This window comes from Actinomycetospora endophytica (assembly GCF_021026375.1).
In the GTDB taxonomy this organism is placed as follows: Bacteria; Actinomycetota; Actinomycetes; order Mycobacteriales; family Pseudonocardiaceae; genus Actinomycetospora; species Actinomycetospora endophytica.
In genome coordinates, this window is the sequence record NZ_JAJNDB010000001.1 from 1,894,551 (window position 1) to 1,920,541 (window position 25,991).

Below are 25,991 nucleotides of genomic sequence, written 5' to 3' on the forward strand. Positions count from 1 at the left end.
TACCGGTCCGATGGACGTCATCGGCGACGGACCGGAGCACAGCCCGACGAAGGTCACCGACTACCTGGCCCGGATCGGCGCGACCGCCGACGACGACCTGGCCACGCTCACCGCGCGCCACTACCACGCCGTCCCGTTCGAGAACCTGTCGATCCACCTCGGCGAATCGATCGACACCCGGCCGGGGCCGCTGTTCGACAAGATCGTGCGACGAGGCCGCGGCGGCTTCTGCTACGAGCTCAACGGGCTGTTCGGGTGGCTCCTGGCCGAGCTCGGGTACGACGTCGGGTTCCTCGGCGCGCGGGTGCACGGCCCGGAGACCGACACCGCGCCGCTGGCTCACCAGGCGTTGCGCGTGACCGGCGACGACGGAGTCGCGCGGCTCGTCGACGTCGGGTTCGGCGGGTTCGCGGTGCCCGCGCTCGAGCTGGGACGGGAGTCGGTCCAGGTCGTCCCGCAGCCGGACGGCGACGTCGAGGTCCGTGACCCCAGAGGCAATCAGGGGTACCGGCTGGACACCCGGGAGTACGCACGGAGTGACTTCGAGCCGACCTGCTTCTGGACGGCCACCCACTCGGACTCGCCCTTCACCCACGGCCCGACCTGCTCGCTCCCGCTCTCACCCGCGGGCCGCATCACGCTCAGCGGCACCCTGCGGATCCGGACCGCGGCGGACGGCACCCGCACCGAGGACGACCTGTCCGCCGGCGAAGCTCTCGCGGCCTACCGCGACATGTTCGGCATCACGCTCGACCGGCTCCCGGTGCCGCTGCACCCGAGCCCGCCCGACGACTAGCGGTGTCCGCGATGCCCTATCGGCGTGCTCAATGCGCACCGCTAAGACACTGAACGTCAGCAGCTCCGCATCCTCGCTCAGGCCGTACGCCCCGCCGTCCGGAACCGCGCGATGAACCCGTACATCTCGCAGCCGAGGCAGAAGCCGAAGGCCGCGTTGAGGAACGCGGCGAGCAGGGCGAACGCGGTCGCGACGATGCCCACCGCGGTCAACCCGCTCAGGTAGCCGGCCGCCGCAACCACGGTGAAGACCAGGCCCACGGTCTGCGAGAACCGGACGGGCGCGGCGTCCTCGGTCTCGGCAGGCGGCCCGAGCCGGGGCGCGACCGCCGTCCGGAAGAGTGCGCCGTACGGCGAGAAGCGCATCCCGAACAGCGCCGGGAGGGCGAACACGATCGCCTGGGCGAACGCGAGCCATCCGCTGCCGGTGATGAGGACGAACGCGAGGACGACGGTCGTGATCGTGGCGGCGAACCGGACGCCACGGGGGTCGAGCTGCATGGTTCGGGGTTCCTTCGGGCTGGGCGCGACGGGGTGGTCAGCAGCCCGGACAGAGGTCCGCGGACAGGCGACCGTGGTCGACGGCCCGCCTCCGTGTCAGCACGCCGGGAATCATCGACGAGCGGCCAGCTCGGTGTCCAGCGCGTCGAGGAGCTCCTGACGACGGGGCACGCCCGAGACCCGCAGCAGCTCACGGCCGTCGCGGGCGAACGCGATCGTCGTCGGCGTGCGCATGACGTGCAGCGTGCGAGCGGTCTCGGCGTCCTCGGCGACGTCGATCTCGACGTGCCGCAGCCCGGTCTCCTGCTCGGCGAGCTCGGTCAGCGCGGCGGCGGTCTGCCGGCACGGCGCGCACACCGGAGAGGAGAGCTGCAGCAGCAGGACGCGGTCGTCGGGGTCCGGAGCGAGGCCGGCGAGCGCCCAGCCGGACGTCTCGTCAACGCTCTCGGTGGGCCGCGTGGCGCGCACCCGTCCGGCCCGCGCCCGCACGACGAGCCCGACCGCGGTGGCCACGGCCAGGACGGCGAGCACGACGATGATTCCCACGACGGACACGTCGGGAGTCAACCGGGGTGGCGCCGACGATGTTCCCGGACCCGGTCGCCCGGCGGCCTGGGCTGCTCGCCTACACTCGACCGCACTGCCGCCTTAGCTCAGTCGGCCAGAGCAACGCACTCGTAATGCGTAGGTCGTCGGTTCGATTCCGACAGGCGGCTCCCCAGGTCAGGGCCGGTTTGGAACACTCCAAACCGGCCCTGTTGCTATCTGGCGTGGAATGGGTCGTGGCACGAACACGGTCTACCGTCGTTCCATGGCCTCCTCAAGGGCTCACGCCACCCGGCGTCGAGGGAACATCAGCTTCCTCCCCAGCGGCTCAGCAAGGGTCACCGTGTACAGCGGCACGGACCAGCTGACGGGTAAGCCGATGCAGCTCCGAGAGACGGTTGCGGCCCGTCCGACTCAGCGTGAGACGGAGCGCGAGGCCGAGAAGGTACGAACACGGCTGCTCAACCAGGTCGATGAGCGGCGCAGCCCTCGCACCGAGGCGACGGTCAACGACCTCTTGGACCGATGGCTCGAGGTTGTCGACATCGATCGCAAGACCCGCGCGGGCTACGTCGGAAAGATCGAGAAGCACGTGCGCCCGGCTATAGGTCGGCTACCAGTCGGCCGGGTGAAGGCTGACACCGTCGACGCTCTCTACGCGGCCATGCGGCGCTGCCGGGACCACTGCAGTGGTCGTTCATTCGTCCAGCACCGCTCCGAACGGGACCACGTCTGAGACGAGCACAACAACTCCAGACGGAGGTGCACGAAGACCACGGGCGGGGCAGCTGAGCCATGTAAGTGGTGCGCCCGAGCCTGCCGAGCCCATGAGTGCCGCCCACTCGCCCCGGCCAGCATCCTCGTCGTCCACGCCGTCCTCAGCGGGGCGTTCGCCCGAGCCGTCCGGTGGGGTTGGCTCGCGGTCAGCCCGATCGACCAGACCGAGCCGCCGGCAAGGCCGCGTCCGAACCCCGATCCGCCCACCGCCTGGGAGGCGGCGGCGATCCTCAACGAGGCGTGGAGCAGCGATCTCGACTGGGGAACGATGATCTGGCTGCTCATGACCACGGGTTCCCGCCGCGGCGAGGTGTGCGGCCTGCGGTGGCAGCAGCTCGACCTTGAGAGCGGTGTGGTGACCTTCCGGCGGAGCACCGGACAGATCGGAGGAAGTCTCTGGGAGAAGGACACGAAGACGCACCAGGACCGACGGGTGACCCTGGACTCCGAGATCGTGCAAGTCCTGCGCGAGCACCGGGCGCGCTGCGAGGAACGAGCCGCGATGCTCCGCACGGCCGTGCGACGAGACGGTTATGTGTTCTCACCGTCGACTGACGGCTCGACCCCAACCAAACCGGACACTGTGACTCAGCGATACGGCCGCCTCGCAGCCCGACTCGGACTGAGGACCCACCTGCACTGCCTTCGCCACTACTCGGCGACCGAACTCATCGCCGCGGGCGTCGACGTCCGGACGGTGGCTGGCCGACTTGGGCACGCAGGCGGTGGTTCAACCACGCTCCGGACCTACACGGCGTTCGTCCAAGAGGCTGACCAGCGGGCGGCGGCTGCCCTGGCGGCGCGGCGGGTCCGCCCGAACGGACGCTCCGCCCCGGTGATCGACTAACGAAATTTCGTCGAAAGCCCCGGCCGGCGGTGTTAGGCGGGCCTGGTGTACAGCTTCCCCAACCTGCTACGCGGGCCGGTCGGAGCCGACCCCCTAGGCTTCACGGGATGCTGCTCGCGCCGTTGGACGCCGAAGAGTGGGCGCGGAGTCTCCTTGCTGCGGCCCTCCCGCGCCGCTGGTCCCACGTCGTTGCTGTGGCCCAGAAGGCTCGCGTCATCGGCCGAGAGCTCGGAGAGGATGGCAGGCTCCTCGAGGCGACGGCTTGGGTGCACGACGTTGGGTACGCGCCGAGCACCATGGTCACCGGCTTCCACCCGCTCGATGGAGCCCGATACCTCCTCGCTCACTCGGTCTCGGAGCGCATAGCCAGTCTTGTCGCCTTCCACTCGTCCGCACGGGCCGAGGCTGTGGAGTTTGGTGTGGCGACCGACCTGGTCGAGTTCCAGGACGAGCGGACGCTCACTCGCGACCTGCTCTGGTATTGCGACATGACGACCGGACCGGACGGCACAGACCTCGATTTCGAGGACCGGATGACCGAGGTGCGGCAGCGCTACGGCCCGGACCACTACGTGACGCGCGCTCTAGACGGCGGGATGAAAGAGCGGCGCAGCGCCGTATACCGGTCCAGGGACTGGCTGATGTCGGTCGGCCTCGCAGATCAGGTGTAGTACGGCGGCGCTTCGCCGCCTCTGAAGCCGTGATCGATCCGTAGGCGGATTGACGGGTGGATGTCGCGGGTACCAAGTTCCCCCCGCGGGACCCAGATGACCTCGCTGGACTCGTCGCTCGTCCGCGCCGACCCACCGACAGCCCGCGCCCGGAAGCAGATGGAGAACTCCTGCCGCACCTCGCCGTCGTCGTAGGACAAGACGTGGTCCGGGTTGGAGAAGATACCGACCAAGCTCGTCACCTCGACAGCGATGCCAGTCTCTTCCTTGGTCTCTCGGATCGCCGTCTCAGTCATCGTCTCGCCCAGCTCGTGTCGGCCCCCGGGTAGCCCGTAGAGGTCGTTGTCGGTGCGCCGGATCATGAGAAGTCTCTCGTCCTCATCGAGGACGAAGGTGCTGACCGCGATGACGATGCTATTCGGTTGTGGCGCCTTGGGATCGTGGAAGTGGTCGGTTCTCGTCACGTGTTCACCAGGCCGCCGGCTCTGATTGCTCCCAGACGTCCAAGAAGCTCCTTTCATAGGTTTCGAACACGTCGCCAGCGGCGAGCTTGCGGACATGCATCGCGGGCGCGTGGGGGCCCGGCACGCCATAAATGTGCATGTTGACGATCATCTCGTCGTCGAACCGGAAGATCGAATTATACAGAGTAGTGTCGTGAAAGCGAAACTCGATCCCTTGCGTGCCTAGCAGTGGCCGGTAACTCACAAGTCCGTAACGAATTCGAGCTCCCAACACTCCCTGGCCAAGATTCTCCTCCGAGCTGCGACGCTCCGTCGCCTCGCTTTCGGGCGTCCCGAAGGCGATCCTCACGCAGGCGCCGACTTCTGCCTTGGCCTTCAGGGTGGAGATGAAGTTCGGCCGTTCGTGCAGAAACTGACCGGCGTGCACCAGCACGTCGATGCGCGAGCTCGACCGTTGCAAGAGGCTGTCCCAGAGCTGCGACGGCACGTCGCTGCGATGGGGGAACGTCTCCACGATCTCTGAGGCCGCGGCCTTACTCTGCCTCTGCGCAGGCAGGGCGTCAGGCCACAGGTACGACTCGCTGCGCCCGACCAGCAAAGCGAGGGCGCCACGGTGCCGCGGATAGGGCACGCGATCTTGGGTCAGCCAACGCTCGACCGTCTTCGCGTCGACGCCAACATGGTCTGCGGCCGTAGACGTGGAGTGCCCAACGTTCATGAGGGCGTCACGGAGACGTTCGTTGGCCACCTCTGACCTCCCCGCTTTCCCTAGGGACGACTTCATCCTACCGAAGACGTCCCTAGTTGTCCCGCCTGATGGTGAAGGTGTCCCCTGCTTCTTTTGCATCCTTCTGTTGCCTCGCCGCTGCGTGGTGAGCACGAAGGAGCTTCGGAGGATCCCGTGACGATCAACGAGAGGACGACGGCAACGCCAACGTTCTACGACGTGGCTGAAGTCGCCACCATGTTCAAAATGTCGCGCATGACAGTCTACCGGGCTATCAATTCTGGTGAGCTACGCGCGATTCGCATCCGCGGTCGATTGCTCGTTCCGGCGGCAGTCATCGAGGGTCTCGTCGCGGAGGCGACGGCGGAGCCCGTGGGGGCCGCGCCCGATGCGTTCGGCCGCATTGGCGGAGAGTCCTCGTGAGCGGCGTAGGTCTACTTATCTTGTTCGCTGTTCTGGGTGCCTTCATCTGTGCGAAGACGCGGTCGGCTGCGGGTGCGGTGGTGTTCTCGTTGATCGCGGTGGTGCTGTTTGTGGCGACGCCGGTGGGGCAGGGGGTGCCGGGGGCGATCAGCGGCCTGATGTCGGCGGTTGATCGGGCGACGAGCCCGGTGCTGACGCATACGGCGACCCCGACCAGTGATGGGCCGGTGCGGTGAGCGCCGACGACGCCACCGGCGCGGCGCAGGCGCCAGCCGGTGGTGTGGATGAGGCGGAGATGGCGCGCCGGACGGTGGCGGTGGCACCGATGGTGCGGGCGATGTGCGCGAACCGGCTGCGTGGGAACGGGTCGGAGGACGCGGCGCAGTCGGTGCTGGAGGCGGTGTGGCGCGCCCAGCACCGCCAGGAGTTTGCCTCTGAGGAGGCGGTCCGTCGCTACGCGGCGGTGGTGGCCCGGGTCCGGCTGCCCTATGACGATCGCCGGTCGGTGCGGGCAGCTCCCACTTCGGATGTCTCGGAGCACCTGTGGGCCGGGGACGCCGGCGAGGAGCCGGAGGCCCGCTATGAGCGGACCGAGGCGGTCGCGGAGGCCGCGCAGCGGGTGGTCGAGCTGATGGGGCGGTTGTCCGATCGGGAGCGGGAGGTCATCGCGGCGACCAAGCTGGGTGGGCTGACCAAGGCCGAGGCGGCCGCGCAGTTGGGGCTCAAGCCGAGCGGGGTGAAGTCGGCGCAACGGCGCGCAGTGGCGAAGATGCGCCAGAGCGAGGACCCCCGCACGGCGCGCCCGGCCGCCGCCGACGAACGCGCCAACGAGCCTGGTAACGGAGCCGGGGAGAAGCTGGAGCGGCGCCGGGTGGCGCGGGCGGCGGCGACCGATCAGCTGCCGGAGGGCCCCGTGGCGCACGCGGCGGCGGGGGCGGCGCGGGGGTTCGAGGCCGAACACGGCCGGTTGCCCAGCCGCACCGAGCTGGTGGCGCTGACCGGGGCCGGCGCCGGAACGGCGGGGCGGGTGGTCCGGGCGCTGCGCGAGCAGGACGGCGCCCGGTATGAGGTGACCACCCCGGTGCGCAATCAGACGGTGGCCGCAGCGGCCCAGTTCGCCGCGGAACACGGGCGGCGTCCGCGACCGGTCGAGCTGGCCCGAGCCGCGGAGACCAGCGAGCAGACCGCGCGGCATGTGCTGCGAGGCCTGGCCCGCCAGCAGCGCGACACCCGCGCCGGCGACGCGGCCGGGGGTCGGGGGTGGCCGAGCCCGTTGTCCGACCGGGCGGAGCGGGCCGCCCGGGAATTGCGGGAGCGGGACGGGTCCTGGCCGGATTGGCGGGCGGTGAGCGAGGCCGCCCAGGTCGGGCGGACCACTGCGGCCGGGGTGTTGCGCGAGCTCAAGGCTCACACCAGCGATCACGCGACCGACCACGGCGACGACCGAGACGAGGCCGCGCCGGCCCGGGCCCAGGCTGGCTCGCCGCTGGTCGAGCACCCGTTGGTGGCCCAGTTGGGCAGCCAGCACCCCCCGGACGCTCTCCACGCCCAGCCGCCGGAGCACAACACGGACCAGAAGGGGTCGACCTCGGCCGGCCGTTCCGGCGAGGACAGCCAGGCGGGTGGGCCAACATCCGAGGCGGAGCCCGACCCGGTGTCGGTCGCCGGGACGGCGGTTGAGGCGGCCGCGCTCCGAGTCGCCGGCACTAACGAGGCCGCGACGGCCGACTCGGCAGCGGCGGAGAGCCCGAGGGCGCGGCGCGACCAGCTGGCGCGCTGGCACACCGACGACCACGGCCAGAGCTACACCGCCGCGGTGGGACAGGCCGCGGCGTCCGACGCCGGCACCTAGCCGACCCCCGCGAGCCCGGTCGCCGCCGCCGGGGCCCCGGCGACGAGGGCTCGGGCCGGGCGGTGCACCTCCAACCCTGCCTGGCCGTGCGTGGAGCCATGCCCGGGTGGGCGCACGGCTGTAAGGCCGGTTCACGACAGCCCTTGAGGAGACGACGAGATGAGCGACGACCACACCCCACACCCCGATCAGGAGACCCCACCACCAGCAGGAGCAGCCGGTGTTCCGGCGCGGCCCGCCGAGGTCCGGGCCCTCAACGAGCGGGAGGCCGAGGAGGCCGTGCCCGGACTGTTTCCGGCCCCGCACCGGGTGCGACCGGTCTCGGGTGAGGACGGTGCGCGGTGAGCACCCTTGGTGTGAACACCGGCTGGCGGGCGCGCGCGGCGTGCCGGGATCACGACCCGGAGCTGTTCTTCCCGACCGCCCACAGCGGCCCCGCCCGCGCGGCGCAGGCGGCCGCGGCGAAGCGGGTGTGTGCGGGCTGCCCGGTCCGCGAGGCGTGCCTGCGGTTCGCCCTGGCCCACCTGCCCCACGGGGTCGCCGGCGGGCTCGATGAGGACGAGCGCCGCGCCGTGCGCCGCCGCGGGGCCGTGGGGCGGCCGGTGGCGCGGCCCGGTCCGCGGGTGCTGGCCCGCCGGGCCCGGGCCGGCGGCTGCAGCGCCGCCCAGGTCGCGATGTGGCTGGGGGTTTCCACCCGCACCGTGCACCGCTGGACCGCCGGGGGAGCGGCATGACCACCTCCGACCGCTCGCATCAGCAGCGTATTGCGGCCCGGGATCTGTTGGCCCACGAGATCCGCGCCGCGATTACGCGCGCCAGCGCAGCCTGCCCATCCGGGGCGGAGGCGGGGATGACGGATCCGCTGGCGGGGGTGCGGGCGGCGCGGCTGGCCCGCGACGTCGCCGCCGGCCAGCTCCGCGAGCAGGCGCTGCACGCGCGCGGCGCCGGCCACTCCTGGGATGACATCGCCGATGCGCTCGAGCTCACCGACACCAGCGATGACAGCGAGCGATGCGGCCAGCAGCTGGGCGAGCTGGCGTGGGAGTGGCTGATCGAGCACCGCCCGCCAGCACCGGGCGGGCGCCGCGGGATGCCCGGGTCGGCGGTGTGGGTGTGCACCGCCTGCCGGGCCCGGGTCCGCGACACCGGTCCCTACGCCTGCCACCCCGACGACCGGGAGAGCGGTCACGCCTCCGGTTGCCCGCGCCACCGCGCCGCGCTGGCGGCCTATCGCGACGAGCTCACCGACCACGACGACGACCACGACGCGTGCGACGCGAGCGACGAGGCGGGGGACGACCCGGCAAGGGGCGCCGCGCTCGCCCCGCCGATCGAGGACACCACCGGCCACCAGAAGGGGACGGGCTGATGATCGCGGAAACGGTGATCGCGCTGGGGTTGTTGGGCGCGGCCATGGTGGCCTGGCACGCCGAGCGGTGGGGTCTGACGCTGATGTTGCTGTGCGCGGCGGTGCTGCCGGCCGCGGTGCTGGTGAACCTGCTGGCGTGGCCGACGCTGCCGGCCGGCGGGGCTCTGCTGGTCGCGCTGCTGGTCGCGCGGTGGCGGTGGTCGGGTTCGGCGTTGCTGGTCACCCGCTGGTCGGCGCGGTCGCGGCGCAAGGCCGGGGTCGCCTCCGGGCTGGACATCACCCGCCGGGGCGGGGCGATGGCGATGCGGGCAATGGCCATCAAGGTCCGGCCCTCGCTCTGCGAGCTGTCGTGGTGGGCCCGGCTCCGGCTGCCGGCCTGCGAGGTCGCGGTGGAGCTGGCCCGCGCCGGCTGGCTGCGGGTGTGGGCGTCGATCGAGGACGTGGTGCTGATCTTCGGGGGGCCGCGGACCGGGAAGACCGGCTGGCTGGCCGGTCGGGTCCTCGACGCGCCGGGCATGGTGGTGGTCACCTCGACCCGCACCGATCTCCTCGAGGTCTGCGCGCCGCTGCGCGCGCTGGTCGGGCCGGTGCAGGTGTTCAATGCGGTCGGGCTGGGTGGGATCGCGACCACGCTGGGGTTCGACCCGCTGACCGGATGCAGCGACCCGGTCACCGCGACCGAACGGGCCAGTGACCTGGTCGACGGCGGGATCCGCACCACCAGCGCGGATGCGCAGCGCTGGGACGACCAGGGCCGCCGGGTGCTCGCGGCGTTGCTGCATGCGGCGGCGCTGGGGGGCGGGTCGATGCACGACGTGCTGGATTGGGTCGCCGACAACGACCGCGCGGCCCGCGAGGTCCCCAGCCTGTTGCACCGCTCGGCGGTGCAGGCCTTCCACAAGGCCGCGCACCAGTTCGTGACCACCAACGACCGCACCCGCACCAGCATCACCAACTCGATCATGCCGGCGTTGGGGTGGCTCAATCACCCCGACGCGGTCGCCGCCGCCCACGGCCAGGACTTCGACGTCGCCGCGCTGCTGGAGGCGCGAGCGACGGTGTTCCTGCTCGGCGCCGAGGAGGCCGGCACCGGGCCGCTGGTGACCGCGCTGACGGGCCATATCGCCCGGGAGGCCCGCCGGCTCGCGCCGTCACTGCCGGGCGGGCGGCTGGATCCGAACCTCACCCTCGCCCTGGATGAGGCGGCGTTGATCTCCCCGGTGCCGTTGGAGTCCTGGACGGCGGACATGGGTGGGCGCGGGGTGACGATCATCGCGGCGTTCCAGTCCCGCGCCCAGTTGCTGGCCCGCTACGGGGAGCACAAGACCGCCACCATCTTGAACAACACCGCCGCGGTGATGGTGTTCGGCGGCACCCGCGACCAGCCCGACCTGGCCTTCTGGTCCACGCTGGCCGGGGAGCGCGACGAACCGATCATCACCACCGACAACCGCGGCAAGACCACCTCGCGCAGCACCCGCCGGGTCCCGGTGCTGGGCGCGGCGCGGATCGCGAACCTGCCCCCGGGCCGGGCGGTGCTCTACCGCCGCGGCCTCGACCCCGTGATCGGCCGCGTCGCCATGGTGTGGCGCCGCCGCGACGTCCGCGCCCACGACCGGGCCGCCGCCCGCGCCGACACCGCCCGCAACCACGCCGCCCGCACCGACACCACCGCCCGCGGCCGCGCCCACGTCCCGTGGCGGGGACGCGTCACCACGCTCGTCCGAGGGCTACTGCGCCATGTCCGGCCGGGCACCGCAACGCCCACTTCAACGGCCACCTCGACGTCCGCCGCGGCCGACGTCAGTCGCACCAGCCCGCCGGCGAGTCCCGGGGCGCAGCTGGCGCGGTGGGAAGCATCCCGACCCGGGCAGACCCCGCCCACACCGCGGGCCGGGGAGCTGGGGGACGTCGAGCCCTGGGACGCCCCACCGCGGGAGGGAGACCGTTACGGCGTCTACGGCCGTCTCGGGCGAACCCGAGACGTCACTAGACGAGCCGAGCCGGACGACGAGGCGCGCGACGACGAGACCCGCGACGCCGGCACCGAGGACGGCGACCTACGCGGGGACGGCACCTCGGGGTGGTCGGCGTGACCGGCCCGGACCCCGGCTTCGCCCGCGCCGACGTGGTCGCCGGCTTGGCCCGGGAGGTCGCTGGGCTGCGGCGCCTGGCCGAGTCGCTGCCCGGCGAGCTGGCCACCGTCTCGGAGCGGGTCGATGACCTGGCGCGGATCGTGGCCCAGCTCGCCGACACCGTGGCCGCCACCCCACCCCGGGCGGCGCCGGCTCCGGCCCGGTCGTGGCTGCAGGCCCCCGACGACCCTGACCTGGCCCGGGAGCTGCTCGCCGAGCTGCGGGGCTGGTTGGAGCTGGTGTTCCTGCGCTACCCGGACGCCCGGGAGGCGCTGCCGGAGTGCTGGGCCTGGCACCCCGAGGTCGTCGAGGAACTGCTCTGGCTCGCTGCGGCCTGGCACCAGGCCTACCAGGGCACACAGGCCTGCGCTCAGCTCGCCGGGGACTGGCACGACCGGCAACGCCCCGGCGTGGTGCGCCGGCTGCGCGCCGCGGCTGCGGCGTGCTCGCGGGAGACCCACCAGCACGCCGCGGCCCGGCCGGGGTGGGGACCGGCGCGGGCGGAGGCTCCGAAGCTGCACGACGACGACACCCTCGACGCGATCGCAGCCTGGTGGGGCGAGCACCGTGACCACCCCGCCCCCGAACCCCCACCCCGACCCGCCGCCGCGCGGGCGCCGTGGCCCGACGGGTCGGGCGGCTATCCGCCCGGGCCGCCCGGTCGCGGCCCGGGCTGGTCGCGGTGAGCAGGCCCGGCGGCGGTTCGTGGGCGGGGGTGGTGATCTGGGTGCCGGGGCTGGCGGTGGCCTGCGGGGCCGCGGCGGCCACGGTGCACGGGCTCTACGAGGTCGCGGTCGCCTCGCGGGTCCCGCCCGGGATCGCCTGGCTCTACCCGCTGATCACCGACGGGCTCGCCCTGGTCGCCTACGCCGCCACCGCCCGGCTCCACGGCACCCCGGCCCGCTACGCCTGGACCATCGTCGCCATCGCCGCCGGCCTCTCCGGACTCGCCCAGGCCGCCTATCTGGCCGGCGGACCCACCGTCGACGTGTCGCCCGCGCTGCGCTTCGGGATCGGTGCCTGGCCCGCGATCGCCGCCGCCGTGGTCGCCCACCTGCTCTACCTGCTGGCCACCGAGAGCCCCGACGGCGACATCGGGCACAGACGCCGCGACGCCGAGGTGTTCAACGCGACCGGCTCACTCGCGAGCCGGTCAGAGGTTCAGCCGGGGGTTCAGAGCGAGCCGTTCAGCCTCCCTTCCGTTCAGCCCGAGGACTCCGAACACCCCGTTCACCCCGGCCCGCCCGGCGATCCGGACCAGGCTCCCGGGCCGGTTCCGCCGGTCCGGCCGGGGCCGCGTTCAGCGCCGTCCCCGGCCCGGGACCGGGCCGCGGAGGTCGCCACCCACCACGCCCAGCGCCAGGGCGCCTGGCCCACCGTCACCGAACTCGAGACCGCCGCCGCGGTCTCCCGCGGCACCGCCGCCGCCGCGCTCAAAGCGCTGCGCCACCGGCCGCTGCCGCTGCACCTGATCAACACCACCAACCCCGACGGCGAGCAGCCGCCCAACACCCACCCGGAGACCCAGCCATGAGCCTTCATCAGGCCACCGACACCACCACGAGCACCACCCAGCACCACCACCAGACAGCACACCGCCAGCACGCCCAGCACCGCCACGACAACCAGAACAACCGCGACAAGCAAGAGCACGGACCAGCCCCACGAGCCGATCACCATCACGACCCGACCAACGACAACGACATAACAGACAAGAGCAAAAGATCAAGTACCCCAGCACACCGAGGCATCACGATCCCGAGGTTCTGGCCGGCCTCCGGCCGGCCCGCCGGACGCTCCGCGCCCGGGACGGCACCGCTCCCGGTTGTCGGCCTCGTTCGGGCGTGTTCCTCGGGCGGCGAGCGGGGCGCAGCGGTGGCCGGGCGGGAGTGGTTTCGGTGCTGAGCATCGCGACCGGCTACTCGGTGGATTACCTGCTGCGCCAGGTCGCGGCCGGGCGGGAGAACTACTACACCGGCGCGGTCGCCGACGGCGAACCGCCGGGCCGGTGGTGGGGGGCCGGCACCGCCGCCCTGGGCCTGTCGGGGGAGGTGGATCCGCAGGACATGCGGGCGGTGTTCGAGCGGTTCCTCGACCCCCGCGACGAGCACTTCAGGGACCCGTCCCGGTGGGGCGAGGCCGCGACGCTCGGGCACACCGGCCGGGCCTATACCTCCGAGGACGAGCTGTACGCCCAGCTCCTTGAACGGGAGCGGCACGCCGGCGCTGAACGCCGCGATGAACTCCGGGTCGAGGCCGGGCGCAAGGCGCGGCGCAACGTGGCCTTCCTGGACGTCACGTTCAGCGTTCAAAAGAGTGTGACGGTGCTGCACACCGCGTTCGAGGCCGCCGAGGTCCGCGCCCGCCGCACCGGGGACACCGACGCCGAGGCCCGGTGGGCGGGGTATCGGCAGGCGGTGGAGGACGCCATCTGGGCCGGCAACGACGCCGCCCTGGGCTATCTGCAGGAGCAGGCGGGGTATGCCCGGGTCGGCCATCACGGCGGCCAGGGCGGGCGCTGGGTCGACGCGCACGGGTGGACGGTGGCGTCGTTCTTCCAGCACGACTCCCGGGATCATGATCCGCAGCTGCACATCCACAACCCGATCGTCAACCGGGTGCAGGGCCCCGACGGGCAGTGGCGCACGCTGGACTCGCGGGCGATCCACCGGATGCGCCCGGCCGCCGCCGCGGTCGGCGAACGCGTCCTGTCCGAACGGCTCGCCGCCGATCTGGGGGTGTCGATGGCGATGCGCCCGGATGGCAAGGCCCGCGAAGCCACGGTGGTGAGCCCGACCGCGACCGAGATGTTCTCCTCGCGGCGCCGGGCGGTGTCGGCGAAGGCGGCGGAGCTGATCTCAGCGTTCGAGGCCCGGCACGGCCGGGAGGTCAACGGGGTGGAGCGTGACCGGCTGCAGCGCCAGGCCACCCTGACCTCGAGAAAGGCTAAGTCGCATCACGGGGAGTCCCGCGAGGCGCTGCTCGATCGGGTCGATGCCCAGATCGCTAGCGAGGTCACCGGCGGGCTCGCCGCGGTCGCCCACGCTTACCTCACCACCCGCGACCAGGCCACCGAGGAAGACGGGGCCGCTGCGGGCGCTGCGGGGGAGGTGTGGTCGGCGGAGGCGGTGCTGGAGACCGCGCTGGCCGGGGTGCAGGCCAAGAAGGCCGCCTGGACCCGCGCCCACCTGATCCGCGAGATCGACGCCCGGCTCCCGGACCATCTCGGGCTCGACGACCCCGACCAGATCAGCGAACTGCTCGACCGACTGTCCGCCCAGGGGGCGGCGATGGCCTCCAGCCTGGACACCGACGGCCCCGGCGAAGACCAGCTGCCCGACGAGCTGCGCCTGGACAACGGCACCTCCGCGTACCGGGCCCCCGGCGGCGGCTTGTTCGCGACCCCGGAGCACGTGCACTCCGAGAACACGCTGCGCGCGGCCAGCCGCGACCACGGCGCCACCCGCCTATCGGGCCCCGCCGCCGACACCCTACTGCGACACCTCGCCGCCCAGGGGGTCGCGCTGGGGGCGGACCAGGCCGCCGCGGTGCGCGGGGTGCTGACCTCCGGCGCCACCCTGGAAACCCTCATCGGACCGGCCGGCACCGGCAAGAGCTTCACCGTCGGCGCCCTGGCCCACGCCTGGACCACCGCCGACGGCGGTGACGGGTCTCTAGCGTCACGGCGGGTGGTGGGGTTGGCGACCAGCCAGGTCGCCGCCGACGTCCTGGCCAGCGAGGGCCTGGATGCGGCGAACACCGCCCGATGGCTGGCCACCCAGGACCGGCTCGCCGCTGCGGCGGGTGAGGGCCGGGCCCCGTCGGGGCACGACCAACCCTGGCGGCTCGGGCGTGGGGATCTGGTGGTGGTCGACGAGTCCTCGATGGCCGACACCGCCGCGCTGACCCGCATCCACCAGCACGTGCGGGCGGCGGGGGCGAAGCTGCTGCTGGTCGGGGATCACCGCCAGCTCGCCGCGGTCGGTGCCGGCGGGGCGATGGAGCTCATCGCCCAAACGGGGGCGCGGTACGAGCTCACCGATGCCCGGCGCTTCACCGCCGGCTGGGAGGGCCCGGCGTCGCTGCGGCTGCGGGCCGGCGACCCCACCGTGGTCGCCAACTACCACCGGAACGGGCGGCTGATCGATGCCGGCACTCTCGAACAGGCTGAGCAGTCGGCGGCGCGGGCGTGGCTGGCCGACACCCTCGCCGGGCACCGGTCGGTGCTGGTGGTGGACAGCAACGACCAGGCCGCCCGGCTGTCGACCCAGCTGCGCCATGAGCTGGTGCGGCTCGGGCGGGTCGCCGAGCACGGCGTCCCGTTGGACCGCGACGGCACCTACGCCGGTGTCGGTGACACCGTCGCGGCGCGGCGCAACGGCTGGGACCTCGCCGGCCGGCACCGCAATCCGCGCGGGCCGATCAACCGGGAAACCTTCACCGTCCTCGACACCGGCGACGACGGCTCCCTGCTCGTCACCCCCACCGGATCCACCCGCGACGACGGCGATGGCGGGGTGCGGTTGGTGCTGCCCGCCGGTTACGTCGCCGCCGATGTGTCGCTGGCCTATGCGGGCACCGTGCACGCCGTGGAGGGGCTCAGCGTGGACACCAGCCACCCCGTGATCACCGCCCGCACCTCCCATGCCGCGGCCTACGTCGGCCTGTCCCGCGGAAAGCTGAACAACACCGCGCACGTGGCGACCACCACCGCCCCGGACGACCTCGCGCACGGCACCGAACGCGAGCATACGCTGCATCGCGACCCCCGCGCGGTGCTGGCCGACACCCTGGAACGCGCCGAGGCTGCGGCGGCCGCGACTCGGGCGGCGGTGGCCACCGCGGAGACCCTGGCCGCCGAAGCCGGGTCGGTGCAGACCGCCGCCGAGCGGTTCGCCGACGCCGCCCACCTCGCCTCCTGCGAGCGCACCAGCGGCTGGCTCGACCACCTCACCGCCGAGGGACACCTGCGGCCCGAGGAGCGGGCGCGGGTCGCGGCCGAGGACGGCACCGCCACCCTGACCCGGCTGCTACGCGCCGCCGAAGTCGCCGGCCACCAGCCCCGCGAGGTGCTCGAGGCGGCGGTGGTGGACCGGCCGCTGGACGGGGCCCGGTCGGTCACCTACGTCATCCACGGCCGCATCACCGCCGCCCACACCTTCGACCCCATCGGCGAGTCCTGGGCCGAGTGGCGACCCCGGCTCGACGACCCCACCTGGGACCACTATCTGGCGGTGCTGGCCGAGGCGGCCGACACCCGCACCCGCGACCTCGGCCAGCAGCAGACCAAACACCCCGAGCGGTGGGCGGTCGAGCTGCTCGGGCCGGTCCCCGACGACCCCGCCGCCCGCGCCGACTGGACCCAGCGCGCCGGGCTGGTCGCGGGCTACCGCGAGGCCCGCGACCACCCCGACCAGCACAAGCACATCGACGAGGCCGACGGCAGCCGTGAGGCCGGGTCGGACCGCGGACGGCATGGGGATGCGGTGGATGTGCTCGGGTCGGCGCCGGGGCGCGGGCAGGTCGAAGCCCACGCGGCCTACCGGGCAGCGTGGCGGGCCGCCGGGCTGCCCGAGCACGACCGCGACACCCTCGAACTCTCGATCGGTGCGCACCGCGCCCGCGTGCAGGCGTGGGAACGCGAACAGACCTGGGGCCCGGCCTATGTCGACAACCTGCTCGCCGGCACCCACCACGCCGCCGCACAGCATCACCAGACCGCCCAACTCCGGTATGCCGAAGCTGCCGCCACCCCCGACCCCGACCAGCGCCAACAGCTCGAGACCCAGGCCCGCGACGCCGAAGCCCTCGCCGGGCACCTCCGCGAGGAGGCCGGGCGGCTCGACGAGGTCGCCACCGCCTACGCCGCCTGGAGCGCCGAAACCGCCATGACCCGCGCCCTGGCCGACCAATCCCGGGCCTACCTCGCCGCCCACGACGCCAACAGCCAGCCGGCCCCGGCCGTGACCGCTGCCGAATGGCTCGCCGCCGAACACACCGCCCGCGCAGAGGACGACCCGCACCGCGACATCACCGACACCGACCTCACCGAACCGACCCCGCGCCACCCAGGCGACGATCACAGCTCCACTACCGGACACGCGGCTGAACCGCAGAGCAGCGAAACCGACCAGAACACCGACCAGGCACAGGGCGAGTCCGCCCCTCCGGGCCCGCGGGACCGGTTGGAAGCGTCGACGGCCGACCATGCCCCTACCGGCGGCCACCCCGAGCGCGATGGCTGGGACCACCGCGCCGCGGCCGACTTCACCGAAGCCCCGCTGCCGGACCCAGGGGAAGATCACCGGAACGGCCACGGCACTGACGAGGCCCCGAGCGAACGGCGCGCGACCGCCGATGCTCCAGATCCTGCGGCGGATGCGCGCGAAGGTGACCAGGCCGGACGCCGCGATGAGGACACCGTCCGCGTGCCCGAGCCGGGAGAGACCGCCGCTGAGCTCGCCCGGGCTCGCCGCGCCCTCGCTGAGATCACCGACCGCCGTCAGCAGACCGACCAGCAGCAGTACCGCGAGCAGCAACACGGAACCTGGCACAGCGACGACCAGGACACGAGTAACGACGACATCCGGCCCGACGTGGCAGAGGGCGATCCCTAGGCGCCGTGACCATCGGAAGGCCCTGCGTAGCCGAGGTGAGGACTTTCTCTACTGGGTCAAGAGCGATCCTGGCGGGCCGCCAACGGCGGCCCGCCACGGCACCCCGCCTCCTGCTCCTGCTCCTGCTCCTGCTCCGGCCCGGCGGGCGCCGTGCGGGCACGCCCGTCCACCGGCAACGCAGACCACCCAAGAACCAGAACAGATGTCCTCGCCGGACGGGCAGGTCTCCAGGATGGCAGGGTAAGAAAGGGGCGCCGGCCCGGTGATGGGGTGGTTGCCAGGTGCCATCCCGACGACCTCCCGCAGGGCTATCACACCATCGGCGAGCGGCAAGTCTGGTCTTTCGACGTCTCGTCGCGCTCGAACATTGCCGCCCACCGACGGCGTGATCGGGCGACGCCAGGTCGACGGGATGACACGGCGCTGCGGTCGAGAACGGCTCGTCAAGCCGCAAAGTCTGCGGCGAAGTCGCCGATTCGTGACCAAGGCGCCATCTTTACTTCATACTCGTTCAGCGCCGCGGTAAAATCAGGGGGAACTGGCCGCTTCGAATCGTTCACTACAGCATAGTAATCTAGTTCGTGCTCCCTAGTACGACGAATGTCACTGACCGCGAACAGGAACCGGTCGATATTGTCTCGGCGAGGCGAGCTGATAACCTCTAGGGCCCTTTCCGGGGCCATCTTAGAACTAGGGATCACGAAGCTGAACTTATGACCCAGTCCGCTCTTACCGGACATGTTGACATTCGAATAAAACGGTACCGAGCGGTCCAGAAGGAACTCCTGGACGTCGTCCCGGAAGACGCGCTTAACGTTGTCCTGCGCCAGCACGAACAGGTCGTCTAAGCTGATCATCGCTTGGACCATGTCATGCACACGCTGCCCCAAGTTGTTTGCGCTCGCCTCAGCATGGAGCTCCCCCTTGTGGATCGTCACCCCGTGGCCCGCCAGGAGAGAGCTCACGATCTCTTCGCGTCTAGACCCTCGGCTGTCCACCCCGGACGACTTCAGCTCGGCAAGGATGTAGCCATCGTCTGTGACTAAATAAAGATCTCCAGGACGCGACTCTACATAAACCTGAAGGTGGTCGTTGTGGCGATCGACGAAAGGAGTCGTCAGCTCGGCGATGTTGTCCCCGACAATCTTGGACTTCACCGAATCGGTGAACCAATCTCGGTAGGAACTCGCGAGGAGACTGTCGGTCTCGTTCACGTTAGACCTCCCTCGATTGCCGGGACCGGTAGATGGATGATATCACAGAAGACCTGTAAAGCGTACGAGATATCAAAAATGTCACTGCGGTGGACTGCCCATTTGTCGATGACTTCCTCATGGAAGACATGCAGATGAGGCGGCTCACAGTACTCGCCGTCGGGGTTTGTGTGCGGAACAGCCGTGCAGAGTCGAGAAAGAACTGCACCGTGCGGGCTATGTCGGAACTGAAAGCGGGCCTTATCTGGATTTCGGGGCGACATCCAGACATCGAGGAGAAAGAACTCGGTGCCATCGTCGCTCTCCAACGGGTAATCACGATCACTGCCCGGTCGAAGATCGACAGTCGGCGGGCCGACGTAGGCCTTCGGCAGAGCAAGGAGGCGCTTCGCCTCCCACTCCTCCAGCATGGACCCCCCTACCGACACTGTGCAGCGCATCACCGTACCGGGTGGTCGCGCAGTAAGCGGACGAACGCAACGCCGAGTCCTCGCAGACGGCGCCGCACCCACGGCCGAAGGATCGAGGCCGAGCCGAGTTGGCGCGTCAGCTACGTCGAGGGGGGACATATCCGGTACAAGACGTAGGACGCACTGGCTGACAACAACGGACACTCAGACAGTGATCATGCGGGTCACCGGCCCGCTACAGCCGTTCGCCCAGGTCGGGCACGGTCAACGAACTATTGCAGGCCTCATCGGCTTGATCCGACTACGGCGGCTGCATGAGGGCGAGCGAGGGCAGGGGCCGGTCCCGAGCCCTTGGGGCCGTATGGGCCGGTCCACCGAGGGGCAGTCGAGGTCTAGGAAGCAGTGTTGACCCAGCGCACGGTGTAACCCGCGTGCTGCATGTCTTGGTAGACCGCCCGGAGCCGGCGGGGATCCCCACCGGCTCGCCAGGTGGCCAGCAGCGCCGCGACCGGCTCGGGCAGTGGGGAGTCGGGTTCGCGGGTCGACTGGCCCCAGTCGGGCGTGACGGTCGAGTCCCCGGGCTGCGGGGGCGGCCCGACCGGCAAGGTGAAGGGGTGCCGCCGTAGCTCGTGGTCGCCGGGGCCGGCGTCGACGACCACGACGGCGGGAGCTGCGGGCTGGGGGAGTTCCAGGGCGGTGTACAGGTCCTGCTGTTCCCAGGTGAGCACCAGCCGGGCCGCGTGCATCGCGGCGGGGAGGTCGCCCATGGCGGCGAGGGCGTCGGCGGCGTCCGCGCCGGGGGTGTGGGAGCGGGTCACCGCGTAGCCGACGTATGGCCGGTCGGGCAGCGCGCTGATCAAGTGCATCGTCGGCGGCGGGCAGCGGCCGTGGTTGACCAGCATGGATTCCGCCGTCCCGACCGCGGAGATCTCCAGGAGGTCGACCAGCTCGCGCAACGAAGCGTCGTGGGTCTGCGTCGCCATGTCTCCCGCCCCCGTCGCGACCGGCTCGGCGGTGCCGGTGTTTCGAGTATGGCCCCGGGCTGCGACACCGCACCGCAGCACCCGACATCAGGCCTGACGGAAGCGTGTTCCGCGGCGCCGTGGGGGACGCAGGCGATACGTCGCACCGGGTGGTAGCGGCAGCGGTTGGTTCGTCCGGGTGACGTCGGGAACTCTTGCCGTTGTCGCGGTGTCTCCTGTCGTGAGGGATCTTCTCGAGCCGCCGCCGCCGCGGCGGCTGCTGCTGCTGCTGCTGTTGGCGCGTGACTCCTCCCTCACGTTCTCAGCGTGAAGGGAGCAGCCGCCATGAGCCGAGTACACCACCGCCTCGCTACCCGAGGCGCAGCCGGAGCCGACAGCCAGGGATCGCGGTGGGAGGGGTGAGCGAGTCCGCCGCCGGTGCCTGTCGCCCCGACCTACCAGCCGGCGTGGCAGAAGAAGGTGCTGCGCCGCGAGGGCGCGTTCGTCTGGCCCGACCCCGACGAGCCGGAGCCGCCGCTGGTCCCGGTGCCCGATGAGAGCCCCCTGCCCGCCCGTAGCCCGCATGTGTGGGCGCTGCGGGTCGACACCGTGCTCGGCTACGGCCGCCCGGGCTACGACCCGGTCTGCCACGCCCGGGTCTTCGAGGCCCCACCCCTCCACGACGACGAAGCCGCACCACCGCCGGTGGTGGTGCTGGGCGGGTTTCACCGGGCGCCGGGCCCGGCACTACAGCAGCGCGGGCAGAAGGCCGCGGCGGCCGCGCAGGCCCGGTTCGCCCCCGACGGGCGGCGGCTGCGGTTCGCGCTGGTCTACCCCGGGGCCTCCCGCTACCACGGCGCCGCCGACGCCCCGGTCGAGGTCCGGGAGCTGATGTTCACCGAGCGGCAGCGCCGTGGGGCGTGGGAGGCGCGGCGGCGGCGTCGGCGCGCGCAGCGGGAAACCCGCCGCGGCACCACCGCGGCCGGGCTGGCTGAGACCACCGTCCACGGGGTGACCCGCCACGTGCTGCCGCCGCATCCGGTCGACACCGACGACTGGGTGTTCGGCGGCGACCACCAGGGCGGCGCGCTGACCGTCGAGGTTCCCGAGGCGCACCGGGACGCGGTGGTCGGTGTGGCGCCGGACTGGGGCTGGAGCCGGCCCGCGGCGGTGTGGGTGCCCGCGCTGCTCGGCGAGACCGAGCTTTCGGTCTGGCCCGCCCACCACTACACCCCCGAGCACGTGGCCAGCGCCGCCGACGCCGCCTACGCCGCCGGGCGCCACGACGCCGTCGAGAGACACCGCGCCCAGGAGAGCCGGTTCATCGACGCGTTCACCGACCCGAACCCCGGCTCGGTGGTGGTCCCGGACTCGGTGCACCTGACCCCCGACGAGCTGCGCTCGTACCGCGCCGGCGACACCTGACCTACCGGGGCGACGGTGTCCACGAGCATGCCCACCAGGAAGACATGCACCCGTGGAGCGGGCTCACGGGTGGGTCTGTTGTCCGCCGGACGGATCCGCCGTTCGTTACGGTCGGCGCGAGGGCTCCCTCGGGGACAGGAGCAGGCAGACCCGCCGCGGACCGTCGTCGATGGACGCGACCGGGACCACCACTGAGACGACCGCGGTGGAGCCGGCGGCGGGCTGTCGCCTCGCCGCCGGCACCTGCGGCTGTGAGGACCTACACGTCTTCGATCTTCGCGCCGTCGGCGGCCTTCTGCACCGACTCGCAGCCCTTCTTGGCTGCGGCCTTGGTCTCGTATGCTTCGCCGGAGGCGACGATCTCCCCGTTGCCCGCCTTGAGCCGGAACCGGTGCTTCCCGGAGCGGTCTTCGTACACCTCGAACTTGCCGGCCATTCGCAACCTCCCACTGATGGACTGAACGTGCTGGTCAGCGGCACGCTAGCGCGACCGGCGGCGTCACCGAGGACGTGCCGGGTCGGCGCGTCGCGCGTACAGCCCGGCGTGGGTGACTGGGCCGCACCGGGAATCGGCGCCAGGCCAGTGGTGCTCCCACCAGCGGGGCCGGCCACTCGCGGTGCGGGCGGCGGCGCCACCTCCTCGCGCCACCGGCGCCGAGGCCGCAGTACCCCGCGGGTGGGACAGAGCGTCGGCATTGCCCGCGAGTACCTCCGCCGCGAGGCGGGGCGCCGCAAGCTCGAACGCAACAGGAGCTGAGCGCCCCATATCCGGGTGTTCTGGTAACGCCCGGTGGCTCAGGTGCGACGTCACGTGCCGAGACCCCGGGATCTTGCCCCGGGGTTCCTGGAGGCGAGGGGGACGTGGTGGGGATCACCGACCGGGTGGCGGAGCTGTCGGCGAAGCTCGCGCAGCAGCGGGCCTCGATCGAGACCGAAGAGGCCACCAAGAACGCGTTCGTAATGCCGTTCATCGGCCGGGTCCTCGGCTATGACGTGTTCAACCCCTCCGAGGTCATTCCGGAGTTCACCGCCGACGTCGGCACCAAGAAGGGCGAGAAGATCGACTACGCCCTGGTCCACGGCGGCGAGGTGCAGATGCTCATCGAGGCCAAGAAGGTCACCGAGCCGCTGCGCCTGGAGCACGCCTCCCAGCTCTACCGCTACTTCTCGGTCACCAACGCCCGCGTGGCGGTCCTGACCAACGGCCAGGTCTGGGAGTTCTACACCGACCTCGACCAGCCCAACGTCATGGACGCCAAGCCGTTCCTGGTCCTCGACCTGGCCGCGGTCGACCGCACATTGCTGCCCGAGCTGGCCAAGCTGACCCGGGAGTCGTTCGACCTCGATTCGGTGATCAGCGCCGCCGGCGAGCTGAAGTACATCGGGGCGATCAAGCGGATCCTCGCCGCCGAGTTCAAGGAGCCCTCCGAGGAGTGGGTCCGCTACCTCGCGGTGCGGGTCTACAGCGGTAAGAAGTTCACCACCCAGGCCCGGGAGCAGTTCGCGCCGCTCGTGGAGAAGGCCGCTCACCAGTTCCTGACCGAGCAGGTCAACGATCGGCTCAAGACCGCGCTGGGTCCGGAGGCCGTGGTCGAGCCGGCGGTCGCTGCCGAGCCGGCGGCGGCGCGGGTCGCGGAGCCGACCGTCGCCGACCCGTCGTCTTCGGCGGTCGGGGAGGAGGTCGTGACCACCGAGGATGAGCTCGAGGGCTACCGGATCGTGCGGGCCATCGTGTGCAGCGAGGTCCCCGCCGGTCGCGTCGTCGCCCGCGACGCCAAGACCTACTTCGGGGTGCTGCTCGACGACAACAACCGCAAGCCCATCGCCCGGCTGTGGTTCAACCGCAGCCAGCACTACCTCGGGGTCTTCGACGAGAACAAGACCGAGACCCGCATGCCCATCAACGACGTCACCGACATCTACGGCCACGCCGACCAGCTCCGCAAGACCGTCGCCGGCTACCTCGCCCGGACCACATAGACCGGCGGGTCGGGCCAGCCCGGACTCCTCACCCCAGGGCCGGGACGGCTGTCCCTCCCAGGGTCGACGGTGGCGTCGCAACGATGTTCCGCACGCCGAGACCGGCCGGGTGCCGGCGCGGCCACTCGCATAGCGGCGGTCGCCGGATGGTCTGGCCGGCCGTCAGCCCGCCCGGCCAGAGCCCCCGGCGAGAGCCGCGAGCGGCGTCGCGAAATTGCGCCGGTCTTGGGTCGCCGCTGGTCGGGGGCTGTCGCTCACCCTCGCGGGGTGCCAGCAGCGCCGGGGTCCTGCGGCCTGGCCGGGGGGCGAAGTCGCAGCGTGGGCGGCTCGGGCTGGCCGGGCCGGTCAGGTCGACGCGGCACAGCATGGAGGTCGAGCACGATGTCGGGATAGGCCTCGAGCAGCGCGGCGGGCAGATACACGCAGGCGGCGCCGCGGGTGACCGCGACCTCCCCGGCCCCACGCCGACGGGCAGGCTCGGTCTCCACGATCGCGGCCGTGCCGCCGTAGTCGGCGGCGGTAGGGGCGCCGCCGCGGGAGGCCCGGGCCCGCAGCCCGGGCACCTGGGCAGCGCAGGCCGCCTCCGAGATTGCTGCGGCGGCGCGCGGGGTGAGCATCGCCATCGGCCGTGGTCTCCTCGCGGTCGGGTACAGGGCTGCTCTCTCTCACCCAGCGGACCGGGTGTACCCGCGCACACCGCCGCGGCGGCGCGGGGTCACCCCGGCGGTCAGCAACAGTTCACGCACGTGCCCGACGCTGTAGCCGCTGGCATCGGCCAGCGCACCAATGGTGGCGCCGCCCTGGTAGTGCTCGGCCAGCAAACCCGCGACTCGGCGGCGCGCGGCCGGCTCAAACCGCCGGGTCCGCCCCGCCGCAGGCAGGCCCACAACTCCGCCCGAGAGCGCTGCCCATGCGCTGAGTCTGGCAGCAGTTTCAACAGAATGCTGCATTTCCTCGACCACATTCAGCTTTCTCCCGTTCTCTGGCCCGCTACCTGACCGCCTCGCAGGCGATCATCAACACTTCTCTTCGTTCGCCACCCGCCGCGGCAATGAGCGTGAGGCGCCGCCGTCGCGCCGGAGAGCGAGCCGTCGTGCCGCAGCGTCGTCACAACTACGCGGAGGGCTTGCCCGATCGGGCGGCGTCGGCCGGACGGGTGCGCGAGAGCCGGGTGGCGGTACGACGGATCCATCCCTCGCTGTCTCGATCCAGAGCGTTCGCGAGGGCTTGGTGGTGTCTGGTGGCCTCCGGCGCTCGTTCCGTCCGCTGGGCCGCCTGGTTGGCTTTCCCGAAGGTGACCGCGAGATGGTCGGAGGTCATTGCCCGCCTCCCCCGTCGACGTTGACCAGGTTCGGCGTCGGGGCCTTCCGCCCGGGAGGGTACTGCTCGGTATGTCATTGGGTCACGGCGTCGGCCGGCCCGGCGGCCGGTGCTGGAGAGCAGTTGCGGTGTCGGTGTTCCGGGCTAGAGGCTGAGGCGGGCCATGTCGGCAGGTTCCGCGCCGCTCATGATCGCTCCGGCCCAGCAGCCGAATAGCTGGGCGTGCGTTTCGGTTTGGGTGAAGGCGTGGGGTTGTCTGCCGTAGAAGTTGATGGCCCCCAGAGAGCGCCGCTCAGGATGCACACCCACGCGCCACGGCGTCCAGGGGACGGCGATCGAGAGCGCCGAGCGCATGCCGAGGCGTTCAGCGGCCCGGGCCAGCTCCGGCCAGATACGTCGTTGTTGGGCGGCGGTCAGGTCGTTCGCCTCGACGACGGCGACCATGTCCAGTTCGACGGCATCGATGCAGGGGCCCTCGCCGAGGCGGTACTGCGCGACGTCCAGGGCTCCTGCGGTGCCGGTGGAGGCGGCGGTGAGATAGCGGCGCCGGTTGTCACCGAGTTGCTCGACGAGGGTCAGGCTCACCGACTCACAGTCGTCGAACAGCGAGCGCGCCGAGTCGCGAACGAGGCCGATGACGTCGTCGCCGGTGCACCCGCCGGCCGTCGAGGGCAGCCCGTGCGCCGCCGGCCAGTTGTTGATGGTGCGCTCGGCGTTCGCCTCAGCGCGGGCCCGGACGACATGAGCACCGCGTTTGTGGTCCTCGGCGAGGTCGTGCGCGCGGGCGATCAGCGCCCGCGAGTCCTTGACCTGCGCCCGCAGTCGTCGGCACCGCAGCGCCATGGCCTCGGCCTGGTCGGTGCCCATGCCCCGAGCGTAAGCGCTTCGACCGTCGTGACAACCACGCCGTCGGTCAGGGCGAATAGGTGCCTGCGTCGTGCTGGGCTCCGCCCTCG

27 protein-coding genes and 1 tRNA gene are annotated in these 25,991 nt (G+C 71.8%); 17 read left to right on the forward strand and 11 right to left on the reverse strand.

What is annotated here, in order from left to right; all coding sequences use genetic code 11:
• The first annotated feature begins 10 nt into the window (after positions 1-10).
• Positions 11-796 (forward strand): arylamine N-acetyltransferase family protein, encoded by a 786-nt coding sequence (locus LQ327_RS09305; RefSeq protein ID WP_230731852.1) that lies wholly within the window; start codon positions 11-13, stop codon positions 794-796.
• A 77-nt stretch (positions 797-873) separates the two neighbouring features.
• On the opposite strand, the gene LQ327_RS09310 is transcribed toward LQ327_RS09305, so the two are convergent.
• Positions 874-1,296: a DUF4395 domain-containing protein gene (locus LQ327_RS09310; RefSeq protein ID WP_230731854.1), complete on the reverse strand. Its 423-nt coding sequence runs from the start codon at positions 1,294-1,296 to the stop codon at positions 874-876.
• Between the two features lie 111 nt (positions 1,297-1,407).
• Positions 1,408-1,851 carry a thioredoxin family protein gene (locus tag LQ327_RS09315; protein ID WP_230731856.1) on the reverse strand — a complete coding sequence of 148 codons (444 nt, stop codon included), beginning with the start codon at positions 1,849-1,851 and terminating at the stop codon, positions 1,408-1,410.
• An 87-nt stretch (positions 1,852-1,938) separates the two neighbouring features.
• On the opposite strand from LQ327_RS09315, the gene LQ327_RS09320 reads away from it, so the two are divergent.
• The 4 genes from LQ327_RS09320 to LQ327_RS09335 all read left to right on the forward strand — a co-directional run bounded on the left by LQ327_RS09320 (position 1,939) and on the right by LQ327_RS09335 (position 4,137).
• Positions 1,939-2,012 (forward strand) — tRNA-Thr (locus LQ327_RS09320).
• A gap of 95 nt (positions 2,013-2,107) precedes the next feature.
• The gene (locus LQ327_RS09325) at positions 2,108-2,578 is read left to right on the forward strand and encodes a hypothetical protein (RefSeq protein ID WP_230731858.1); all 471 of its coding nucleotides are present in this window, start codon (positions 2,108-2,110) and stop codon (positions 2,576-2,578) included.
• Between the two features lie 267 nt (positions 2,579-2,845).
• Entirely contained in the window at positions 2,846-3,466 is a 621-nt protein-coding gene (locus tag LQ327_RS09330; protein ID WP_308286290.1) for a site-specific integrase, read from the forward strand.
• 107 nt (positions 3,467-3,573) lie between these two features.
• Positions 3,574-4,137 (forward strand): HD domain-containing protein, encoded by a 564-nt coding sequence (locus tag LQ327_RS09335; protein WP_230731868.1) that lies wholly within the window; start codon positions 3,574-3,576, stop codon positions 4,135-4,137.
• Here LQ327_RS09335 and LQ327_RS09340 read toward each other — a convergent pair.
• Both LQ327_RS09340 and LQ327_RS09345 read right to left on the reverse strand, forming a co-directional pair.
• Positions 4,128-4,601, reverse strand: a complete 474-nt coding sequence (locus LQ327_RS09340) for an NUDIX hydrolase (protein ID WP_230731870.1) — start codon at positions 4,599-4,601, stop codon at positions 4,128-4,130. The two genes, LQ327_RS09335 and LQ327_RS09340, sit on opposite strands and share 10 nt — an antisense overlap.
• A gap of 4 nt (positions 4,602-4,605) precedes the next feature.
• Positions 4,606-5,349 (reverse strand): XRE family transcriptional regulator, encoded by a 744-nt coding sequence (locus LQ327_RS09345; RefSeq protein WP_230731872.1) that lies wholly within the window; start codon positions 5,347-5,349, stop codon positions 4,606-4,608.
• Positions 5,350-5,502: 153 nt separating this feature from the next.
• Between LQ327_RS09345 and LQ327_RS09350 the strand changes: the two genes are divergently transcribed.
• From LQ327_RS09350 to mobF, 10 genes are all read left to right on the forward strand, one after another.
• Positions 5,503-5,751: a helix-turn-helix domain-containing protein gene (locus LQ327_RS09350; RefSeq protein WP_230731874.1), complete on the forward strand. Its 249-nt coding sequence runs from the start codon at positions 5,503-5,505 to the stop codon at positions 5,749-5,751.
• A complete protein-coding gene (locus LQ327_RS09355; RefSeq protein ID WP_230731876.1) occupies positions 5,748-5,987 on the forward strand; it encodes a hypothetical protein in 240 nt (79 codons plus the stop codon). Before LQ327_RS09350 ends, LQ327_RS09355 begins: the two co-directional genes overlap by 4 nt.
• A 59-nt stretch (positions 5,988-6,046) precedes the next feature.
• Entirely contained in the window at positions 6,047-7,603 is a 1,557-nt protein-coding gene (locus LQ327_RS09360) for a sigma-70 family RNA polymerase sigma factor (RefSeq protein WP_230731878.1), read from the forward strand.
• A 159-nt stretch (positions 7,604-7,762) separates the two neighbouring features.
• Positions 7,763-7,948: an eL20 family ribosomal protein gene (locus tag LQ327_RS09365; protein WP_230731879.1), complete on the forward strand. Its 186-nt coding sequence runs from the start codon at positions 7,763-7,765 to the stop codon at positions 7,946-7,948.
• Positions 7,945-8,337, forward strand: a complete 393-nt coding sequence (locus LQ327_RS35210) for a WhiB family transcriptional regulator (RefSeq protein ID WP_372460625.1) — start codon at positions 7,945-7,947, stop codon at positions 8,335-8,337. Before LQ327_RS09365 ends, LQ327_RS35210 begins: the two co-directional genes overlap by 4 nt.
• 116 nt (positions 8,338-8,453) lie before the next feature.
• Entirely contained in the window at positions 8,454-8,972 is a 519-nt protein-coding gene (locus LQ327_RS09375; protein WP_230731880.1) for a hypothetical protein, read from the forward strand.
• Positions 8,972-11,068 (forward strand): type IV secretory system conjugative DNA transfer family protein, encoded by a 2,097-nt coding sequence (locus LQ327_RS09380; RefSeq protein ID WP_230731883.1) that lies wholly within the window; start codon positions 8,972-8,974, stop codon positions 11,066-11,068. The genes LQ327_RS09375 and LQ327_RS09380 overlap by 1 nt, the downstream gene beginning before the upstream one ends.
• Positions 11,065-11,793: a hypothetical protein gene (locus LQ327_RS09385; protein ID WP_230731884.1), complete on the forward strand. Its 729-nt coding sequence runs from the start codon at positions 11,065-11,067 to the stop codon at positions 11,791-11,793. Before LQ327_RS09380 ends, LQ327_RS09385 begins: the two co-directional genes overlap by 4 nt.
• A complete protein-coding gene (locus tag LQ327_RS09390) occupies positions 11,790-12,641 on the forward strand; it encodes a hypothetical protein (RefSeq protein WP_230731886.1) in 852 nt (283 codons plus the stop codon). The genes LQ327_RS09385 and LQ327_RS09390 overlap by 4 nt, the downstream gene beginning before the upstream one ends.
• Positions 12,642-13,005: 364 nt before the next feature.
• Positions 13,006-17,724 (forward strand): MobF family relaxase, encoded by a 4,719-nt coding sequence (mobF, locus tag LQ327_RS09395; RefSeq protein WP_230731888.1) that lies wholly within the window; start codon positions 13,006-13,008, stop codon positions 17,722-17,724.
• 443 nt (positions 17,725-18,167) lie between these two features.
• Here the strand turns inward: mobF and LQ327_RS09400 are convergent, their stop codons facing one another.
• The 3 genes from LQ327_RS09400 to LQ327_RS09410 form a co-directional block, all read right to left on the reverse strand.
• Positions 18,168-18,938 carry a DUF1828 domain-containing protein gene (locus LQ327_RS09400; protein WP_230731890.1) on the reverse strand — a complete coding sequence of 257 codons (771 nt, stop codon included), beginning with the start codon at positions 18,936-18,938 and terminating at the stop codon, positions 18,168-18,170.
• Positions 18,935-19,348, reverse strand: coding sequence for a DUF6978 family protein (locus LQ327_RS09405; RefSeq protein ID WP_230731891.1), 414 nt, complete (start codon positions 19,346-19,348; stop codon positions 18,935-18,937). Before LQ327_RS09405 ends, LQ327_RS09400 begins: the two co-directional genes overlap by 4 nt.
• Positions 19,349-19,740: 392 nt before the next feature.
• Positions 19,741-20,331 carry a hypothetical protein gene (locus LQ327_RS09410; RefSeq protein ID WP_230731893.1) on the reverse strand — a complete coding sequence of 197 codons (591 nt, stop codon included), beginning with the start codon at positions 20,329-20,331 and terminating at the stop codon, positions 19,741-19,743.
• A 417-nt stretch (positions 20,332-20,748) separates the two neighbouring features.
• Between LQ327_RS09410 and LQ327_RS09415 the strand changes: the two genes are divergently transcribed.
• Complete coding sequence (locus tag LQ327_RS09415) at positions 20,749-21,735, forward strand: hypothetical protein (protein WP_230731895.1); 987 nt, start codon at positions 20,749-20,751, stop codon at positions 21,733-21,735.
• A gap of 259 nt (positions 21,736-21,994) precedes the next feature.
• On the opposite strand, the gene LQ327_RS09420 is transcribed toward LQ327_RS09415, so the two are convergent.
• Positions 21,995-22,171, reverse strand: a complete 177-nt coding sequence (locus tag LQ327_RS09420; protein ID WP_230731897.1) for a YegP family protein — start codon at positions 22,169-22,171, stop codon at positions 21,995-21,997.
• 428 nt (positions 22,172-22,599) lie between these two features.
• Here LQ327_RS09420 and LQ327_RS09425 point away from each other — a divergent pair, with 428 nt between their 5' ends.
• Positions 22,600-23,715: a type I restriction endonuclease gene (locus tag LQ327_RS09425; protein ID WP_230731900.1), complete on the forward strand. Its 1,116-nt coding sequence runs from the start codon at positions 22,600-22,602 to the stop codon at positions 23,713-23,715.
• Positions 23,716-23,969: 254 nt separating this feature from the next.
• Here the strand turns inward: LQ327_RS09425 and LQ327_RS09430 are convergent, their stop codons facing one another.
• The 3 genes from LQ327_RS09430 to LQ327_RS09440 form a co-directional block, all read right to left on the reverse strand.
• Complete coding sequence (locus LQ327_RS09430; protein ID WP_230731902.1) at positions 23,970-24,338, reverse strand: hypothetical protein; 369 nt, start codon at positions 24,336-24,338, stop codon at positions 23,970-23,972.
• Positions 24,339-24,380: 42 nt separating this feature from the next.
• Positions 24,381-24,677: a helix-turn-helix domain-containing protein gene (locus tag LQ327_RS09435; RefSeq protein WP_230731903.1), complete on the reverse strand. Its 297-nt coding sequence runs from the start codon at positions 24,675-24,677 to the stop codon at positions 24,381-24,383.
• A 502-nt stretch (positions 24,678-25,179) separates the two neighbouring features.
• A complete protein-coding gene (locus tag LQ327_RS09440; protein WP_230731904.1) occupies positions 25,180-25,902 on the reverse strand; it encodes a hypothetical protein in 723 nt (240 codons plus the stop codon).
• Between the last annotated feature and the right edge of the window lie 89 nt (positions 25,903-25,991).